This window comes from Bradyrhizobium sp. 157 (genome assembly GCF_023073815.1).
Classification (GTDB): Bacteria; Pseudomonadota; Alphaproteobacteria; order Rhizobiales; family Xanthobacteraceae; genus Bradyrhizobium.
The window spans coordinates 64,963-81,181 of record NZ_JADPKF010000074.1 but is presented as its reverse complement, the minus strand read 5'-3'; the positions used below and the strand labels follow the sequence as shown (position 1 = coordinate 81,181).

Annotated in this window: 15 protein-coding genes; 5 read left to right on the top strand and 10 right to left on the bottom strand. The window is 63.0% G+C overall.

Going from position 1 to position 16,219, the window contains the following annotated elements:
* Window positions 1-165: 165 nt before the first annotated feature.
* The 6 genes from uvrB to IVA95_RS18685 form a co-directional block, all read right to left on the bottom strand.
* Window positions 166-3,318: an excinuclease ABC subunit UvrB gene (uvrB, locus tag IVA95_RS18710; RefSeq protein WP_247511809.1), complete on the bottom strand. Its 3,153-nt coding sequence runs from the start codon at window positions 3,316-3,318 to the stop codon at window positions 166-168.
* A 116-nt stretch (window positions 3,319-3,434) separates the two neighbouring features.
* Window positions 3,435-3,641 (bottom strand): hypothetical protein, encoded by a 207-nt coding sequence (locus tag IVA95_RS18705; protein ID WP_247511815.1) that lies wholly within the window; start codon window positions 3,639-3,641, stop codon window positions 3,435-3,437.
* 14 nt (window positions 3,642-3,655) lie between these two features.
* A complete protein-coding gene (locus IVA95_RS18700) occupies window positions 3,656-3,898 on the bottom strand; it encodes a hypothetical protein (protein ID WP_247511808.1) in 243 nt (80 codons plus the stop codon).
* A 247-nt stretch (window positions 3,899-4,145) separates the two neighbouring features.
* Entirely contained in the window at window positions 4,146-5,366 is a 1,221-nt protein-coding gene (locus IVA95_RS18695; protein ID WP_247511807.1) for an NAD(P)-binding domain-containing protein, read from the bottom strand.
* Window positions 5,356-6,261, bottom strand: a complete 906-nt coding sequence (locus IVA95_RS18690) for a LysR substrate-binding domain-containing protein (RefSeq protein ID WP_247511806.1) — start codon at window positions 6,259-6,261, stop codon at window positions 5,356-5,358. The genes IVA95_RS18695 and IVA95_RS18690 overlap by 11 nt, the downstream gene beginning before the upstream one ends.
* A 121-nt stretch (window positions 6,262-6,382) precedes the next feature.
* A complete protein-coding gene (locus tag IVA95_RS18685; protein WP_247511805.1) occupies window positions 6,383-6,829 on the bottom strand; it encodes a nuclear transport factor 2 family protein in 447 nt (148 codons plus the stop codon).
* Between the two features lie 527 nt (window positions 6,830-7,356).
* On the opposite strand from IVA95_RS18685, the gene IVA95_RS18680 reads away from it, so the two are divergent.
* From IVA95_RS18680 to IVA95_RS18660, 5 genes are all read left to right on the top strand, one after another.
* Window positions 7,357-8,118 (top strand): sulfite exporter TauE/SafE family protein, encoded by a 762-nt coding sequence (locus tag IVA95_RS18680; RefSeq protein WP_213248192.1) that lies wholly within the window; start codon window positions 7,357-7,359, stop codon window positions 8,116-8,118.
* Window positions 8,119-8,131: 13 nt separating this feature from the next.
* Window positions 8,132-8,380, top strand: a complete 249-nt coding sequence (locus tag IVA95_RS18675; RefSeq protein ID WP_247511804.1) for a hypothetical protein — start codon at window positions 8,132-8,134, stop codon at window positions 8,378-8,380.
* A gap of 123 nt (window positions 8,381-8,503) precedes the next feature.
* Window positions 8,504-9,211: a glutathione binding-like protein gene (locus IVA95_RS18670; RefSeq protein ID WP_247511803.1), complete on the top strand. Its 708-nt coding sequence runs from the start codon at window positions 8,504-8,506 to the stop codon at window positions 9,209-9,211.
* Between the two features lie 199 nt (window positions 9,212-9,410).
* The gene (locus IVA95_RS18665; RefSeq protein ID WP_247511802.1) at window positions 9,411-9,689 is read left to right on the top strand and encodes a hypothetical protein; all 279 of its coding nucleotides are present in this window, start codon (window positions 9,411-9,413) and stop codon (window positions 9,687-9,689) included.
* Between the two features lie 314 nt (window positions 9,690-10,003).
* Window positions 10,004-11,548 (top strand): heme peroxidase family protein, encoded by a 1,545-nt coding sequence (locus IVA95_RS18660; RefSeq protein ID WP_247511801.1) that lies wholly within the window; start codon window positions 10,004-10,006, stop codon window positions 11,546-11,548.
* A 112-nt stretch (window positions 11,549-11,660) separates the two neighbouring features.
* Here IVA95_RS18660 and IVA95_RS18655 read toward each other — a convergent pair whose 3' ends face one another.
* From IVA95_RS18655 to IVA95_RS18640, 4 genes are all read right to left on the bottom strand, one after another.
* Window positions 11,661-12,173 (bottom strand): DsrE family protein, encoded by a 513-nt coding sequence (locus tag IVA95_RS18655; protein ID WP_247511800.1) that lies wholly within the window; start codon window positions 12,171-12,173, stop codon window positions 11,661-11,663.
* Window positions 12,174-12,232: 59 nt separating this feature from the next.
* Complete coding sequence (locus IVA95_RS18650; protein WP_247511799.1) at window positions 12,233-12,856, bottom strand: type VI secretion protein; 624 nt, start codon at window positions 12,854-12,856, stop codon at window positions 12,233-12,235.
* Window positions 12,853-13,875 (bottom strand): TAXI family TRAP transporter solute-binding subunit, encoded by a 1,023-nt coding sequence (locus tag IVA95_RS18645; protein WP_247511814.1) that lies wholly within the window; start codon window positions 13,873-13,875, stop codon window positions 12,853-12,855. Before IVA95_RS18645 ends, IVA95_RS18650 begins: the two co-directional genes overlap by 4 nt.
* 97 nt (window positions 13,876-13,972) lie before the next feature.
* Window positions 13,973-16,015 carry a hypothetical protein gene (locus IVA95_RS18640; protein WP_247511798.1) on the bottom strand — a complete coding sequence of 681 codons (2,043 nt, stop codon included), beginning with the start codon at window positions 16,013-16,015 and terminating at the stop codon, window positions 13,973-13,975.
* Window positions 16,016-16,219: the final 204 nt, after the last annotated feature.

Here is a 16,219-nt window from a genome sequence, read left to right as displayed (position 1 = left end):
GTAGTGGCGCTGAAAAGCGACGCAGCAGCAGAGAAGTCAAAAAATCAACTTTCGCGAGATTTTTGGTGCTGTTCGATTTTCGACTTTTGCAACACAATCCGCACCAAAGCGGACGTCCGACGACCAATCTGAATTTATGGGTTCACGCCCTAGAGCGGACAGCACCTACCTCTTCTTCCACCCGCCGCGATGCCCCGGTGCGCCGCCGCTTGACCGCGGCGCCGGCCCGAACTCTGGCCCCGATTGCCGCGAGTCCGTCGGCTGGAAGATTTTGCTGCCGCTGCCGATCTCGGGCTTGCGCGGTTTGGGGCCGCCGGGGCGGTAGGGTAAGGATTCCGGGCCGTGCATTTCGTCGAGGTGGGGTTTGTGGACTTTGGAGGTGGAAGGACCGCCGCTGCGGCTCACCCCACCCCGACCGCCTGCGGCGGTCGACCCTCCCCCTCCAGGGGAGGGTGAAGAGGCGCCGCGCTTCTTCATCGCTGATGTCGGCAGGTTCGCGGCTTCGCCGTACTTCTTCGTGCCCGCGTACGCGCCGGCCCTGCCCTGCACGGCGCGCTGTTTCGCGGTGGGGTCGTCGACGACCGCCATTTCCGTCGCACGCAATCGTTTGACTTCGTCGCGGAGTCTGGCGGCTTCTTCGAAGTTCAGATCGGCGGCGGCTTCGCGCATGCGGGTTTCGAGGTCGTTCAGTACAGCCTCGAAATTGTGGCCGATACTGATGACGTCGTCGGCCATGCCGCCGTCGCCGATTTCGACCAGCACGTGGTCGCGCTCGTAGACGGAGTTCATGATGTCGCCGATCGACTTCTTGATGCTCTCCGGCGTGATGCCATGCTCGGTGTTGTATTCGACCTGCTTTTCGCGGCGGCGATTGGTTTCGGCGATGGCGCGCTCCATCGAGCCGGTCATCTGGTCGGCGTAGAGGATCACCTTGCCGTCGACGTTGCGCGCGGCGCGGCCGATGGTCTGGATCAGCGAGGTCTCGCTGCGCAAAAAGCCTTCCTTGTCGGCGTCGAGGATCGCAACCAGCGCGCATTCGGGAATGTCGAGGCCCTCGCGCAACAAATTGATGCCGACCAGCGCGTCGAAGGCGCCGAGGCGGAGATCGCGGATAATTTCGATGCGTTCGATGGTATCGATATCGCTGTGCATGTAGCGCACGCGAATGCCCTGCTCGTGCAGATACTCGGTGAGGTCTTCCGCCATCCGTTTTGTCAGCACCGTGATCAGCGAGCGATAACCCGCAGCAGCGGTGGCGCGCACTTCGCCGACGAGATCGTCGACCTGCGTGCGCGCCGGACGGATATCGACCGGCGGATCGATCAGCCCGGTCGGGCGGATCACCTGCTCGACGAACACGCCGCCACTTTCGTTCAGCTCCCAGCCGCCCGGCGTCGCCGACACCGCAACCGTCTGCGGGCGCATCATGTCCCATTCCTCGAACCGCAGCGGACGGTTGTCCATGCAGGAGGGCAGTCTGAAACCGTATTCGGCGAGCGTCGCCTTGCGCCGGAAATCGCCGCGGAACATGCCACCGATCTGCGGCACGGTGACGTGGCTTTCGTCGGCGAACACCAGCGCGTTGTCGGGCACGTATTCGAACAGCGTCGGCGGCGGCTCGCCGGGGCGGCGCCCGGTGAGGTAACGCGAATAGTTCTCGATGCCGGCGCAGCTTCCGGTCGCTTCCATCATTTCGAGGTCGAAGGTAGTGCGCTGCTCCAGCCGCTGCGCTTCCAGCAGGCGGCCCTGGTTGTTGAGCTCGTCAAGCCGCAGCTTCAGCTCAGACTTGATCGACTTGATCGCCTGCACCAGCGTCGGCCGCGGCGTCACATAGTGCGAGTTGGCGTAGATCTTGATGAATTCGAGATCGTCCTGCTTGTGGCCGGTGAGCGGATCGAACTCCTCGATATTTTCTACGGTGTCGCCGAACAGGTTCACGCGCCAGGCGCGGTCCTCATAGTGCGCCGGGAAGATATCGATGACGTCGCCGCGGACGCGGAACGTGCCGCGGGTGAAATCGGCCTGCGTGCGCTTGTACTGCAGCGCGACGAGGTCGGCGATCAACTGCCGCTGGTCGATGCGCTCGCCCTTCTTCAGCGCAAAGGTCATTGCGGTGTAGGTTTCGACCGAGCCGATACCGTATATGCACGACACGGAGGCCACGATGATGACGTCGTCGCGCTCCAGCAGCGCGCGCGTCGCCGAATGGCGCATGCGGTCGATCTGCTCGTTGATGGACGAATCCTTTTCGATGTAGGTGTCGGTGCGCGGGACGTAAGCCTCGGGCTGGTAGTAGTCGTAGTAGGAGACGAAATACTCGACCGCGTTGTCGGGAAAAAAGTTCTTGAACTCGCCATAGAGCTGGGCGGCCAGCGTCTTGTTCGGCGCGAGGATGAGGGCCGGACGCTGCGTCGCCTCGATCACCTTGGCCATGGTGTAGGTTTTTCCGGAGCCGGTGACGCCGAGCAGCACCTGGGTGCGGTCGTTGCGGTTGATGCCTTCGACCAGTTCGGCGATCGCGGTCGGCTGATCGCCTTTCGGCTCGTAGTCGGACTTGATCTCGAAGCGCACGCCGCCTTCGGATTTCTCCGGGCGCGGCGGCCGGTGCGGCGTCCAGACTTTGAGCTGGCCGTTGTCGCCGCGAAATTCGGGACGGCCATCGCGGATCAGGCTTTCCAGCGCATCGGCGGTGGCTTTGACGCCGAGCGCTTCCATCTTGTTGCGCGGTGGGCGAGCGAGCGCTTCCTCGTCGTCTTCCGCGGTCGGCAGGCCGAGCTGTCGCGCGAGTTCGGGATCAAGGGTCGGGATGGTGGCCGCGGTGCCGTAGTTGGCTTGGGGGGATTCGTTGAGGCCGGAGTTGCGGGCCTCGTCGACGCTGGCGTTCGCGGAGGCACCCCCACCCCAACCCTCCTCCGCAAGCGGGAGAGGGGGCGCAGGTTGCGCATTCACCGATTCATTCTCGCCGACCGAACCCGGTGTGAGTCGCCTGGAGCCCTCTCCCGCTTGCGGGGGAGGGTTGGGTGGGGGCAAGCCACGCGACGAACTGCTAGATGTATCGCGCTTCGCAACGGTCTCGCTCGTTCCCCTCGTCGAGGCCCGCGCGCGATGCGCGGCGGCCTCGCCGCCGGCGCGGCGGTCCCAGGAATTGTCCGGCGGCGGCTGCAGGCCGGTGCCCGAGCCCATGCCGGCATCGCCACGGTTGATGGCGGGATTGAGCAGTTCCGCCAGCGCCGGTCCGATTGGTTGCACCTCGGGCCGATGCGCCTTGGATTTCGGGGTTTTGCCTGATTTTTTGGGAGCGTCCGGTTTCTTCGCCATGCGGCGAATATGGGACGAGTCAGCCGGTGAGAAAAGGGCAAATGGCCGTGCGAAACCACGCTCTTCCGTCTGTCAGCAGATGTCAGCAAGGCCGCAATCGGGAACCGTCGCACGCCTCAAACGCGAACGTCGCCACTATCCGCTCTGGCGGGCGCTGCCTTCACGATATCCAGATGAATGCCGCCGCAGCGCGTGCATCGCATGGTCCAGTACTCGGCACCGGCGCGGCCGGGGATGATACGCAGCACCGCGAGCGAGGCCGAGCAATCCGGGCAGTTCGAGAGCACCGGCGTCGCCTGCAGGGTTTGCTCGGGCGTGGGCAGCGAGATCCGATCGACTAAGGCGAGGTTGGGCGTTCCACCCGGGGCGTTGTCGTGGTGAACCGCGGCATGAAGCGATCGATATGGGCTTTCGCATCCGCGATCGCCGCTTCCGGATCCGACCAGGCGAAGCCGACTTCGAGCGTCGGAAACGCCATGCCATCGATCACCACCGGCTCCTGGTCGGCCCGTTGAATCCTGGCGTGCCACAGCCCTCTCCCTGCTTCGAACGACTGAATTTCAAAGCCGCCATAGATCATGGCGTGTCCCCCCGGAATTGCGCATGGCGCGAGCAGAGCACGGCGCGGTGGAGGGCAGATGTGAAGGAGTTCACATGTCGCGGAGGTTTTTTTGGAAGGCGTCGCCCGGCCCGGCGTTCCCCGGATGATGCGCAGCGCGCTAGCGGTGCGCTGCTGTTCCGGGGTCCATCTGCCTTGTCAGACGCGTGGGTCCCGGCTCTGCGTCGTGTCACTGCGTGCCGCGCCGCGTCCGGGACATGAGAGTCTTTCAGCGCCGCGCCAAAATATGGTCCGCCAGCACCACGGCATCGTCACCGACGCCTGACAGGAACGAGGAGTTCATCTTCGACAGCCATTGCAGGCCGAGGAAATACAGACCTCGTACGGCTGAGATGCCGTTGCGGTGAACCGCTTCGCCGCGGGCGTCGAGGACCGGGATATCGATCCAGCCGAAATCGACGCCGTAGCCGGTGGCCCAGATGATCGAAGAGATGCCCTCCGCGGCGAGGTCGAGGCGCGTGAGCGGTGCGGTGACGCAAGGCGGATCGGGAAGCGTCGCGCGGGCGCCGGGTTCTTCGGGCAACTCCAGGCGGCGCCGCTTCACATATTCATCGACGGTATCGAGGAAGGTGGTGAAGGCGATGTCGCCGTCGCCAAGGCTTTTATCGAGACCCGGCGCGATGTCGAGCACGCCGCCATCCGCGGCGTCGAGACGTCCGAGCAAAATCATGCCGCGGGCGGCGAAGTCGCGGAAATCGATGCTGCGGCCGCCATAGGCGCCCGAAATCACCGGGCCGAGGCGCGCGGGCCCGCGCTCCTCCGGGGTGATCTGGTCGAACTGCATTTCGGCGAGCCACCAGATCAGGTCGCGGCTGCGGTAGCGGCGCGGCAGCCGGCGATGCCGTCCGACCGAGAGATAGACGCGCCGGCCGGCCTGCAACAATTCCTCAGCGATCTGCGCGCCGGAAGCGCCGGCGCCGGCTACCAGCACCGCGCCGGGCGGAAGCTGTTCGGGATTCCTGTAATCGGCGGCACTCACCTGAAACACTGGATGATCGCGCAACAGGTCCGGGACGAGGCTGCGCTGATAAGGTCCGGTGGCGACGACGACATTGTCAGCTTCGATCGTGCCATCGGTGGTGTCGGCGATAAAGCGCCCGCCGTCGCGCCGCGACAGCCGCGTCACCGCGACGCCGCAGCGGATCGGCGGCGCGACGAAATCCGCATAGGCCTCGATAAATTTGATGATGGTGGCCGTATCCGAAAACCCATCGGGATCGCTGTGCGGAAACGGAAAGTCCGGCAGCCGCACCGACCAGTTCGGAAACTGGAATTTCAATCCGTCCCAGCGTTCGCTGCGCCAGCGTTCGGCGATCCGGTGGCGCTCGAGCACAAGATGCGACAGTCCGCGCTGCTTGAGGCGGTGGCTCATCACGAGGCCAGCCTGGCCGCCGCCGATCACCAGCGTTTCAATCTTCTCATCCGGCATGTCTGTGGCCCCTGCGGCGCGTGGCGGGCTCCGCTGCCGCGCGAACGATCCAGCGCCGGAACGCGGCGAAATCGCGCTGCCCGGTGCTGAAGCCGCGGTAGACCAGATACCAGCGCATGCCTTTCGGCACACTTAACGCAAACGGCGCGACCAGCCGGCCGGCGGCGAGGTCGTCGTCGATATAGGGCCGGATGCCCATGGCGATGCCGAGGCCGTCGACGGCGGCCTGCAGCGCCTGGCCGTAAAATTCGAACTCCGGTCCGCGGGCGCTGATGCGGGCGGTGCCGGCGGCATCGAGCCATGACGGCCAATCGTCGGGCGAATGCGCCACCCGCAGCAGCGTCGGCCCCTTCAGATCGCCAGGGCGTTTGAGCGCGTTGGCAAGGCGTGGCGCGCAGACCGGAAGCAGATCGGCGGCAAATAGCGGCTCGGCGATCAGGCCGGGCCATTCGCCGTCGCCGAGCTTGATGCCGCAGCTCCAGTCCTCGCCGAATGGCACCGCGGCGCCGCCGGTGGTGATGCGGACGTCAATATCGGGTTCTTCCTTGCGGAAATCCGCCAGCCGCGGGATCAGCCACTTCATCGCAAAGGTCGGACCGACGCCAATGGTCAGCACGCGCACGCTTGCAGGCGCGGTCACCTGCGCGGTCAGGCTTGCCAGCGCGTCGAAGATCGGCGTCAGCCCGTTCTGATAGGCGCGGCCGGCGGCGGTCGTAACGAGCCGGTTGGCCTTGCGCTCGAACAGCGCCACGCCCAGCCGCTCCTCCAACAGATGCACCATCCGGCTGACGGCGGCGGCGGAAACGTTAAGCTCGATGCCGGCGGCGGCGAAGCTGCCGGTGCGCGCCGCGGCTTCGAACGCCTTGATGCCGTTGAGAAAGAGCAGCCGCCGCACATGACCCTCAGGAAAACTGATGTCATGCCAAGATAGCTCGATTTGCCGGGCATTCACAAGCAAGGCTTGCCATGACCGTGCACAAGCGGCGCGCTCGGTGTTTGCGCAGCGTCACCGAACGTTACGGCTTTAGATCCAGCAAGGCCCTGCCGCTTGCCAAGTCGACAGGTACCGAAACCTGTTCGTGGACAATCAGCCATTTGCCATTGGTCTTGCGCCAACCAGCGGTCCAGCGCAGCCAAAAATCAGTCTTATGACCATTCTTCAGCGTTCCAATGATGCGGTGGAGGCAATAGCTGAACGCCACGTTATCGTCCGCCGTGACCCTCACATCGGGAAACTCGACGTCAAGCGGACCTTGATAGGACTCGAAAAACTCGTGCCAGTGTTTCACAAACGCGTCGGCGCCCACCGCTTGCAGCGGTGGAAGGATGTCGAAGGAAACGATTTCCGGGGCAAAGACAGCCATGCATCCGTCGACGTCTTTGGCGCCTAACGCTTTTGCAAAGCGGTCTATCGACTCCCGGATTGCGGCGTCGTTCTCGTTTCTATTTTCTTCGATGGTCATGGTTTTTCTCGCGCCTAGGGTTGTAGTGCGGGCATTGGCCTTCATCGGGCCGCCGCGAACAAGCCGTGACGAGTGCGAGTTCCAAGTGCGAATTTAAGGGCGAACTTCACTGTCGGCGCTCGCTTGCTGCTCGCAATATAGTAAGTGGAAGCTGCTTGAGGCAATTGGGCGCGCCGCCGTCCCGGACGCCTTCATGCCGTCGCGGAAGAGCCGCCGCCGCACAGGACCCTCAAGAAAGCTTATGGCAGGACAAGATAACTCAGTTTGCGTGTGGGCGACAAGCGAGGCACAAGCATGGGTGTAGTAGCCTTGGGTTGAATCAGTGCCGCCGGCTTCAAGCTCGCCCCGCTCTTCGCGGGGAGAGGTCGGCGCGAAGCGCCGGGTGAGGGCTGCTTCCGCGAGTCCGACTGTGAGTGAGTTCGCGGAAGCAGCCCTCACCCCGACCCTCTCCCCGCTAAGGGCGGGGAGAGGGAGCAGAGGCAGCGCGCTGCGCTTCAACGTGAGGCTGGCTTGCGCAGGAGATTTTCGTGACGCCGCTGATGATCGCAGCCCTGGGTGTGCTGATGGTCGCCACCGCGTTTCTGTCCGGCCTATTCGGCATGGCCGGCGGGATGATCCTGATCGGCGTGCTGCTGATGCTGATGCCGCTGCCCACCGCGATGGTGCTGCACGCAATCACGCAGATGGCCTCCAATGGCTGGCGCGCGTTTCTGTGGCGGGCGCATATCCGCTGGCGGCCGGTGTTCGTCTATCTGATTGGTTGCGCGCTGGCGCTCGGCGTCTGGTCGCTCACCCGCTACGTGCCGGACAAGCCGATTGCATTGCTGTTGCTCGGGGCCACGCCGTTCATGGCGCGGCTGATGCCGAAGAACCTCAAGCCGAACCCGGACAGCATCTGGCAGGGCTCGTTCTACGGCTTCATCTGCATGGGGCTGATGCTGATGACCGGCGTCTCCGGCCCGCTGATGGACACGTTCTTTCTCGGCGGCAATTTCGGCCGCCGCGAGGTGGTCGCCACCAAGGCAACCTGCCAGGTCGCCAGCCATCTCACCAAGCTGATCTATTTCGGCGGCATCATCGACCAGGCAGCGACGCTCGATCCCGTGCTGGCCGCAGTTGCGATCGCGGCCTCGATGCTCGGCACCACACTGGCGCGGCGCATCCTGGAAGCGATGAGCGATGCGCAGTTCCGCGCCTGGGCGAACCTGCTGATTACGACGGTGGCCGGGTATTACATTCTCTACGGAAGCTGGCTGCTGCTGGTTCACGGCTCGGTTGCTTCCTTCTGAGGGGAGAGGGCTGATGTCGGACGCTGCAGATCCACTGGTGCTCGACTTCGTCGAATGGGTCGCCCGCGAGCCGCGGAATTACGCAGAGGTGGTCGCGACCTGGCGGACCTCCTGTCCGCGCCTGACGATCTGGGAAGACGCTTCCGATCGCGGCTATGTCGTGCGCGAAACCATCGCCGGAACCGGACTGATGGTGACCGTCACCGCATCAGGCGAAAAGTTGCTGCGAGACCACGGCCGCATCGGCGTGCCGCAACGCTAATCCCGCCTCATCACATTTCCGCGCTACGGCGCCCGCCTGCATTGACTTGGCACGTCAGCCCGATCAAATTCATGCAGTCGCATCTTTCTTGCGAAAACAAGAAACCAACGCAAGGATCGTCTCATGATCGACCTTCACTACTGGACCACGCCGAACGGCCACAAGATCACGATGTTCCTCGAAGAGACCGGGCTGCCTTACAAGATTTTTCCGGTCAACATCGGCAAGGGCGAGCAGTTCAAGCCGGAGTTTCTGGCGATTGCGCCAAACAACCGGATTCCGGCGATGGTCGATCACGAGCCGAAGGGCGGGGGAAAGCCGATCTCGATTTTCGAATCCGGCGCGATGCTGCTCTATCTTGCCGAGAAGACCGGAAAGTTTCTGCCTGCCGATCTCTACGGCCGCTATGACGCGATCCAGTGGACGTTCTGGCAGATGGGCAATCTCGGCCCGATGGCCGGGCAGAACCATCATTTCGCGAATTATGCGCAGGAGAAGATCAAATACGCCATCGACCGCTACGTGAACGAGACCAACCGCCTCTATGGCGTGCTCAACAAGCGCCTGGCGGACCGCGAATTCATCGCCGGCGATTATTCGATCGCCGACATGGCGAGCTATCCCTGGGTGGTGCCCTACAAGAACCAGAGCCAGAACATCGACGACTTCCCGCATTTGAAGCGCTGGCTCGAAACCATTCGCGCCCGGCCCGCCACCGAGCGCGCCTATGCCAAGGCGAAAGAGGTCAATCCGAATTTCGGCCAGCCGGTGAATCGCACCGAGGAGGAACGCAGGATCCTATTCGGGCAGACGGCGGCGGTGGTGCGGTAGGGTCGGGGCGTGCGGCGCTGAGCCGGCATGGTGATCTCCCGGCGCGATGTGCTGGGGATTCATCCCTATCCCGGATATCCATCCCCAACACGCATAGGCAATATCGCCGAATCGAAGCGAGAATCGCCGCGCGAACGCTCAACTTTTGCCGCGGCCGGGCGTTATCAGACTGCAGGACTCATTTGTTTCGGAGACGATTGTGGACACCACACTGAAATTGAAGCCACGCCCAACCAACGTGGCGTTGGTCGCCTGGCAGTTCACCGGACAGCCGCTGCACGAATGGCCGAGCTGGGTACAATCCAGTTGCTCGCTGCAGCGAAGCGAGGACGGGCACCTCGAGCTTCGGCATGAAAGGCAAAGCGGGACACAGATCGTGTATCTGCAGGAATGGCTGGTGCGAGATCTCGATGGCGGCGTGTGTTTTTATACCGACGCGGAGCTGCGCAAAACGTTCGACATCGCACCTAGAGCGTGATGACTTTCTTCGAATCGTCATCTCGCTCTATCTCTTCAGATTTGAGCATGATCTCCGCGCAAACGCGTTCCGCGTTTGTCGCGAGGGAAAATCGGTACCCACTTTTCCGAATCATGTTCTGTCAGTGAAGCTGCTCACACAAATCAAAAAATAATCCGCTGGTACCGCGCTCCGATTGGTCACAGTCTGGCGTGGGTTTTGCTGCTGAACCCTCGCGAGGGGTATCGCTCGAATTTTACCTGAACCTTTATTTACCTGAACACCTCGACACACCGGTACCCCTCTTCTCCCAACATTTGCGATTGGAGGAAGTGATGGCAACTCAAGTGAATGTCCAGCCCGGCCATGGCAAGGCTGGCCGCCAACCGACCCGACAGTTTCTCGATTCACTTTCCGGACATGACGATCCCGGAATGTTCGGGCGGATGTTTCCGAATCTCGAGCCGCTCGCCGTCGACGACGCTCCGCTGCAGGAGCTTGCCGACGCGATGAAAGATCCCAACCCCGGTGACGCCGCCGGCAATAACAGCAAGATCCCGGCAGGATTCACCTATCTCGGCCAATTTGTCGATCACGACATCACGCTCGATCTCACCTCGTTCGGCGACAAGGAAGCCGACCCGACGGCGGTCGAGAACTTCCGCACGCCGGCACTCGATCTCGACAGCGTCTACGGTCTCGGTCCGGACGGCAGCCGGCAGCTTTACGCGCGCAATCCCGGCGATACCGACGGCAAGTCGCCCGGTCCGAAGCTGCTGCTCGGCAAGACCATCAGCGTTGACGATGTCACCATCACGCCGCGCAACGACCTGCCGCGTAACGCGGAAGGTTTTGCGCTGATCGGCGACCATCGTAATGACGAAAATCTCGTGGTTGCCCAAACGCACCTGGCGATGCTGAAGTTTCACAACAAGGTCTGCGACCATCTTGCTGCGTCCGGGGTGCCGGCCGGCGAGATATTCACGCAGGCGCGCCAGACGGTGACCTGGCATTACCAATGGATGGTGCTGCATGATTTCGTGGAGCGCATCACCGAGAAGGGCATCGTCGCCAAGATCCTCGAGCAGGGGCGCCGCTTCTACCGCTTCAAGAAGACGCCCTACATGCCGGTCGAGTTTTCCGCGGCGGCGTACCGGTTCGGCCACAGCATGGTGCGCGAGGTCTACAGCCATAACCGCAAGTTCACGCCGGGCGGCGGCATTCCCGCCACGCTCGATCTGCTGTTCAAGTTCACCGGCCTGTCGGGCGGCATCATCGGCGATCTCGCGCCTGATCCGGTGCAGCCGCCGCTGCCTATACCGGTGCTCTCCAGCAACTGGATCATCGACTGGCGCCGCTACTTTGAAGTGCTGGCGGCCAATCCGACCAATGTGCGGCTCAATCCCTCGCGGAAGATCGACCCGTTCCTGATCCCGCAGTTGCACGAGCTGCCGGGCGGTGGCGGCAGCCTGCCGTTCCGCAATCTCAAGCGCGGCGTGATGCTGGGGCTGCCGTCGGGACAGGATATCGCGAAGGCGATGAAGATCAAGAATCCGCTCTCCCCGGCTGAGATTGCGAGTGGCACGGACGGCGCCGCGGCAAAGAAGCACGGGCTGCACGAGCACACACCGCTGTGGTACTACATCCTCAAGGAGGCCGAGCAGCGCGGCGGCGGCGAAAAACTCGGACCGGTGGGCGCTACAATCGTGGCCGAAGTGTTTGTCGGCCTCGTCCACGGTGACCGTCAATCGTATTTGTGGCTGAAGGGCAAGAACTGGAAGCCGACGCTGCCGTCCAAGACACCTGGCGAATTCACGATGGCCGATCTATTGCGGTTCGTCGGCGATGTCAGCCCGATCGACGGCATTTCGACGGTTTAGGCCGTTTCGTCGCCTTCGTGTATCCTGATGAATTTCAGCGATTGCGCGGCGAGAAGCTGCGCAATCGCTGAAACGTCAGGCGAAAGCTGCCGAATCCGCAAGGGCTGCGTCATCACGGCTTTACATACGTCCAGCCCTGCTCCTGCAACTCCATTACCCGCACGACTCCGGATTTCACGATCTTCGCTTCTGAAATCAGCGGAATTTCCTTGCTTTCGGTCCTACTCATATTGTCGCGCGTATTGCCGCAGGCTTGGAACGAGATCGAAGGATTGCTCTCCGAGATAGCCTTGATCCGTGCCTTCACCGGCGAGGTGTCGTCACGCAGCATATGCAGGCCCGGGCCGAAAGTGACGATGTCGATCGCCACATTCTCACCGAGGTCCTTGTAGTACTGCACAACGTTTGTTGCGTTATTGAGCGCGAGATTCATCATCGCGGGGTCGTTCGAATTCACCTGCAGGATCAGGCGGTGCGGCTTCTTGTCGACAACGGCAACGGCAGCGGTACGCTTCAAGCCTTGCGCAGGCGCCGCCGCTTGCTTCTTCACCAGCGTCGCTTGATTCTTCTCCTGCGCTGGCGCTGATGGCGGCGCCATGACGAGCAACGCTATAACACCCGTCATCACTCTAACAGTACTTCCAATCCTGATCATGACGCACCTCCCGTGATTGTTCGATGACCTCAGTTACGTGGACCGGCTACCGTGTGTGGCCATTTGCACACCGTGGCGAGCCGCTCTCGCGCCATTTTCAGTCCGCCAAGCAAGAAATGTCCTTGCTGGGCGGCGCCGGCTCGGCTCACAACACGAATGGCAAATTCTCCCTGCTCGGGAAGAGACTGCAGCAAGCGTATGACGTCGCCCGTGAACGCTACGCCGGTCCCCGACGACGGCGGGGTTCCCGCAAGATGCACGGGCTGATTGTCATCGATGCGATAGGAAATGGCATGCGCCTTCCCGTTGCGGGAGAAGGCCGGTCCGGAGACGACCAGTTCGGTGCGACCGGCGCGGCAGCGAATAGAGAGTTGCATCGGATGGTCATTCGAGCCGCCGTGGGAAGACGTGGTGGCGGTGATAATCGGGGTGTAGTCCACAGGCGACGTGGTCTCGCTGATAATCCAATTGCCGGTCCCAGGAACCGGCCGGGCCGGCGTAATATTACGGAGCAGATTGTCCAGACATTCCAGCCTCTCTTCGCGCTCCAACTGCGAGCAAGCGCGAAGATCCGCCAGCGGATCGGTCGGGCTTTGCGCGAGCGCGATCCTGCTGACGACTTCGAACGCGACGGAGAGGGGAAGCGCTTTCATCGCGACACCTGTGCCGCGCGGGCCTGACGATCCAGCCATTCCTGCGCCGCCGCAAAACGGGCGAGGCTGGGAACTGTCGCGGCGAGATTGATCGACTTCCATTTTGGGTCGAAGCCCGGCCCCTGCAGCTTGTCGATACGGGAAAACAGAGCATCAACAAAGCGGGCGACGCGCTGATAGCGGTTTGTCCCGGCCGGCCAATTGAAGGCGACCAGAACGGTCGGTACCGCAACCGTCGGAACACGTTCGCCCTGCTTGATCAGGCCGGGGTACTCGGCCGCTTCCAACACCGCCGGAAGATAGTAATCCTCGAACTTGCTTTCGTATTTGACGGGGAGGAACTTGAAGCCTGGATCCCAGCGCCCGCGCACGAAGGCGTCAACCGGCTTCGAGGTGATGAAAACGACGGCCGCCATCTCGCCTTTGCGCATCTGCTCCAGCGCGACCTGATGGGGGATGAAAGTGTTTTCTGAATTGATTCCGAGACGGCTGAAGATCAGCGGTCCCGAATAGGCGGCAGCCGTTCCCTGGGTATTGAAGTTCACCTTCTTGCCGGCGAGATCCTGCAGGCTGTGGATTTCAGGCCGAACGAAGATGTGCAGCTCGGATGGAAAGAGGTTAAGCAGGTAGGTAATGCGGCGCTGGATCTCGGGCACCTGAACCTTGTACTCTTCGAGCGCGTCGGAATTAATGATCGCCGTATCGACACCGCGCAAATAGAGCAGCGAGTTCAGGTTTTCCGTGGCGCCCCGAGTGACGATCGGCAGGACATGCAAATTCGGCCCGTCGTCGACGACGCGGGCAATTTCCGCCGCGAGGCGAAGGGGCGCACCCTCAAGCAAGCCGCCCGCGAGGCCGACCGTCCAGGCGTTCATCTTCTCTTTTTCGGCGATCTGCGTTGGGGTGCGTTGCGCCTTGCGGGCGCTCTGCGTTTGTGCATCCAACGTGGCAGGCTGAAGCACCAGAATGATCGGCGCCAAAGCGGCGAGCGCGAGCAAAATGCTCGATCTGGAAAACATGTTCATCTGTAATATCCTTTTTTGTATTAAGTTCGGCTTCCAGCCGCCGGGTGTCGCCCCGCGCGGCTTTTTGCCCGAGTATCAAAACGTCATTCCCTCACTGCTCCAGCCGCTCCAATCGATCCTTTGCATCCTGAATTCCGCCGGCATGTGCCTTCGCATAAAGCTCGCGCGCCTTCATCGCATCGCCGCGCGTACCGTATGTTCCCCATGTGGAAAGAATGACGGGATCATAGGTCTCTGCGAGCGTGAAGCTTGCCCGCGCACTTCCCGTTTCGACGGCATGCTCGAGCACGATCCGCGCCGCGCCAATATTTCCCTGACCAAGCAGCGTGCGGGCGCGCGCGATTAATTTCGTCGCCTCTGGATTCGCTTGCGCTTCTACGGCCGGCGAGTGCGCCGTCGCGGCCGCCTCGACTACGCGTGCTGCCTTGGAAATGCTGCCGGTCGCCGCGGGTTCAGGGGCGACACGTGCAGCGATCGTGCGCCGCGCCGACTCGATTTCTCGTGCCATTACCTCGGTTCGCTCGCGCTCCTGCTGTAGAGATTGCCGCAGGTCTGCCGTAGTGCGTTCCGTCGCCTGCCTGAGCTGCCCCATTTCCGCGCTGGCCTTGCGCAGTTGCGCTGTTCGCGTGTCGTTTTCGCGCTTCGCTGTGGCGAGTTCGGCGGCCAGCGCGGCACTGCGCGCGCGTTCCTCATCGAGTCCTTGATGTTTCGCTGCGCTCGCGGTCAGCTCCTGCCGCGCAGCCGCGGCTTCCTGCGCGAGGGCGACCGTCTTCTGCCGTTCCCGCTCGAGCGATTGTGCACTCTCCGTGGCTGCCGCCTGCTTGAGCTGGCCGATTTCCTCATTCGCCTGGCGCAATTGCGTCGCCTGCGCCTCTATCTCGCGCTGCGCCGCCGCAAGCTCGCTCCCCTGTGCGGCCAGCCGTGCGCGTTCCTCATCGAGCGCTTGACGATGTTTCGCCGCGTTCGCGGTCAGCTCCTGCCGCGCAGCCGCGGCTTCCTGCGCGAGGGCAGCCGACTTTCGCCGTTCCTGTTCGAGCGGTTGTGCGCTGTCAGCGACTTCCGCCTGCTTGAGTTGCCCGATTTCCTCCGCCCTGCGCAGTTGCGTCGCCTGCACCTCGATCTCGCGCTGCGCTGCCGCGAGCTCGCTCCACTGTGCGGCCTGCCGTGCGCGTTCCTCGTCGAGTGCTTGCCGATGTTTCGCCGTGCTTGTGATGAGTTCTTGTCGCGCAGCCGCAGCCTCCCGCGCGAGGGCCGCCGCTTTCTGCCGCTCCTGCCCGAGCGATTCCGCGGTGTCTGCGGCTGCTCGCTTGAGCTGCCCCATTTCTTCGCTCGCCTTGCGCAATTGCGCCGACTGCATCTCGTTTTCGCGCTGCGCTGCGGCGAGCTCGCTCTTCAGCGCAGCACTGCGTGCGCGTTCCTCCTCAAGCGCTTCCCGATGTTTCGCCGCGCTTGTGGTCAGCTCTTCTCGCGCCGCCGCGACTTCCTCCGCCAGGGCTGCAGCCTTCTGCCGCTCCTGCTCGACCGATCGTGCGCTGTCCGCGGCTGCCGCTTGCTGGAGTTGCCGAGCTTCCTCGCTTGCCGCGCGGAATTGCTGCGCATGCGCCTCGTTTTTGCGCTGCGCGGTGGCGAGCTCGCTCTCTAGTGCGGCACTGCGTGCGCGCTCCTCGTCGAGCGCCTGGCCGTATTTCGCCGCGCTAGTGGTCAGCTCTTTTCGCGCCGCCGCGACCTCCTGCGCCAGGGCTGCTGCCTTCTGCCGTTCCTGCTCGACCGATCCTGCGCTTTCCGCGGCTGCCGCCTGCTGGAGTTGCCGAGCTTCCTCACTCGCGACGCGCAATTGTTGCGCCTGCGCCTCGATTTCGCGCCGCGCCGCGGCAAGTTCGCTGGTCAGCGCGGCACTACGTGCGCGTTCTTCGTCGAGCGCTTGACGGCCTTCCACGGCGTCTGTGGTCGACACTTGTCGCGCAGCCGCCGGCTCCTGCGCCAGAGAAAGCGTTTTCTGCCGCTCCTGTTCAAGCGATTGTGCGCGATCCGCAGCCGCAGTCTGCAACTGCGCATCGAGCTCCTCGACGGCACGCCGGGTACCTGAAGCCTCTGCGGTCTGCCTGGCCTGCACAGCCTCCGTCGCCGTGCCCACTTCCGCTCGACCGGCCTCGGCTTGCTGTCGAAGCGCGGTTGACTCGGGCTTCCGCGAGTCCTCACTGAGAAATGGGATCTCTGGTCCGAACCCGAAATATAAGGGTATGAGCACCACCGCGACGAGCGTGATGCAGGAGCCTGTGATCAGGCGCCGCGCGCGCGGCGACGACCAGAGCCGGAAGGCGTGCGTTTCTCCGTGCGC

Excerpts from the sequence above, each read along its gene's own strand:
- uvrB (WP_247511809.1), bottom strand. The coding sequence starts at position 3,318 with ATGGCGAAGAAACCGGACGCTCCCAAAAAATCAGGCAAAACCCCGAAA.
- IVA95_RS18700 (WP_247511808.1), bottom strand. The coding sequence starts at position 3,898 with ATGATCTATGGCGGCTTTGAAATTCAGTCGTTCGAAGCAGGGAGAGGG.
- IVA95_RS18695 (WP_247511807.1), bottom strand. The coding sequence starts at position 5,366 with ATGCCGGATGAGAAGATTGAAACGCTGGTGATCGGCGGCGGCCAGGCT.
- IVA95_RS18685 (WP_247511805.1), bottom strand. The coding sequence starts at position 6,829 with ATGACCATCGAAGAAAATAGAAACGAGAACGACGCCGCAATCCGGGAG.
- IVA95_RS18675 (WP_247511804.1), top strand. The coding sequence starts at position 8,132 with ATGTCGGACGCTGCAGATCCACTGGTGCTCGACTTCGTCGAATGGGTC.
- IVA95_RS18670 (WP_247511803.1), top strand. The coding sequence starts at position 8,504 with ATGATCGACCTTCACTACTGGACCACGCCGAACGGCCACAAGATCACG.
- IVA95_RS18660 (WP_247511801.1), top strand. The coding sequence starts at position 10,004 with ATGGCAACTCAAGTGAATGTCCAGCCCGGCCATGGCAAGGCTGGCCGC.
- IVA95_RS18655 (WP_247511800.1), bottom strand. The coding sequence starts at position 12,173 with ATGACGGGTGTTATAGCGTTGCTCGTCATGGCGCCGCCATCAGCGCCA.
- IVA95_RS18650 (WP_247511799.1), bottom strand. The coding sequence starts at position 12,856 with ATGAAAGCGCTTCCCCTCTCCGTCGCGTTCGAAGTCGTCAGCAGGATC.
- IVA95_RS18645 (WP_247511814.1), bottom strand. The coding sequence starts at position 13,875 with ATGTTTTCCAGATCGAGCATTTTGCTCGCGCTCGCCGCTTTGGCGCCG.